This is a genomic window from bacterium, assembly GCA_037131655.1.
Taxonomy (GTDB): Bacteria; Armatimonadota; Fimbriimonadia; order Fimbriimonadales; family JBAXQP01; genus JBAXQP01.
The window spans coordinates 1-1,756 of the sequence record JBAXQP010000449.1; the positions used below are offsets into that span (position 1 = coordinate 1).

At 44.4% G+C, this 1,756-nt stretch carries 2 protein-coding genes; both read right to left on the minus strand.

The features are described 5' to 3' along the window. A partial coding sequence (locus WCO51_13505) for a hypothetical protein (protein MEI6514269.1) occupies positions 1–1,260 on the minus strand: 1,260 nt, incomplete at its 3' end. Beyond that, on the minus strand, positions 1,257–1,756 hold a 500-nt coding region (locus WCO51_13510; GenBank protein ID MEI6514270.1), incomplete at its 5' end, for a hypothetical protein. The genes WCO51_13505 and WCO51_13510, both read right to left, overlap by 4 nt.

Genomic DNA, 1,756 nt, shown 5'->3' on the forward strand with positions numbered 1-1,756 from the left:
GATCAAAACAAATAATGCGTATCGCCCATCAGGTATTGGTGCGACGACAAAGAGAATGCCAATCATGGCTATGGACATTGCCACAGCGGGAATTAACGCTTTTTGTTTACGAATGATCACGAGTGCCAAAAGGACTAGTGCCCATAAACCTGCCCAGCCAGTTAAACCGCGGGCGCCATTCCATATTCGCATAATGATTCGAGCCTTTTCGGCCACCTGTGGAAAGACCCATTCAATTCCTTGATCTTTGTATTCGATAATGCTGTGCAAGAAGGGTTCGGCGGGAATTCCTGAAATCGGAATCGGCACTAGATAGGCATTTCGATCCAGGTGTGTTTTAAGAATAAAGGCTGGCTCAGTTTTAAGAAGCTGCATCCACGCAGAAGGTACATATTTTTCGGCAGCGATTTTTTCTTCACCAGTAATTGCTGCGCGATTGAGAAAGACGCACGCATCAGATGATCTCCATGTATCGGTGGTGCCAATGGCAGGGATATGTTTTTCAACAAAACCGGAACCCGCCGCAGTATCGGCATAACAGGAAATATCGTTGCGCATCCATTCTTGGGCATAAAGATTATTAATTGGGCTCATGCCAATAATCAGATTAGAGCCAATGAATGTGATGATTGCGGTCAATGCAATCGCTGCGGCGGCGTATTTGGTTGTTTGCTTCACAGGAAAAGCTTCATTGTTTGAAGTTTTTTTCTTGATAGCTAGGTAGCCACAATAAATAACGGCAAAGACCACTAGAGTCGGCAAGCCGTTCGGTCTAAAGGATGTAAGTACCGCTCCTGGGATTAAGTCCTTATAAATATGGCTCTTTAGATCTGCGGGGGTTTTTTGGTAATTAATAAAGAAAGCCGTGACAAGTACAAGGCCGGCGGTCATCACAATGTCGTGCCATAAAGTTACGCCCATGCCCGAGATAATTGGAGTTAGCGTTAGAAGAAAAGTGCTTATTGCCGCCGCGCGTGCTGAAAATAGTGAGTAGCCCAAGCGGGTTACGGAATAGACCAAAAGTAAGCCATTGATAAGGGTTAAGAGTCCTATTGCATGTCCATGGAAAGAAAAGATGCGAACGTACAAAGCCCATGATGCCGTGTAAGCGTTAGTCATTTCACCGGTTCTTGCGATATTTACTGCACCGAATGAATCACCAGAGAAAAAGCCGGGAAAGAAAATAACCCACCAGATAAATTGGATAAATGAGTTTCGAAGCAGGGATGCGCTTAAAGATGGATTAACCAGCCGCTTCATTGTTTAGCCCTTCTGTGAGTGATTCTAAAAGTGGCCATTGAGGTAATTACGGCAAAGGCATCTTTAACTGAAATAGATTTACCTTGGGCGCGAGTTCGTGCTTTGTAGGCGACATCGACTTCATATGGCCGTTGATGATGCAGCCACATGTGCATAGGGATTTCGATCTCTAGTCCGAAGTGCCTATATTTATAAGGCAAGTTCTGCAAAGTTTGCGATGGTACTAATTTGTACCCGCACATAATGTCGGTGATAACTTCATTGAAGAAAATTCCATAGATATTTGAGATTAACTGATTGCCGCGACTGTAACGATAGGTAAAAGATGAATGGGCTAAGAATGCTCGATAACCAAAAACGTAATCGGATTCACCTGATTGGACAACGCTCCACAGTTTTTCAATATCAGCGGTAGCGAGTTCAAGATCGGAATCTAAAATCACAACGTGCGAGGTCACTAGTGACTTTGCGCCTTCGCGGATTGCGCTAGCTTTGC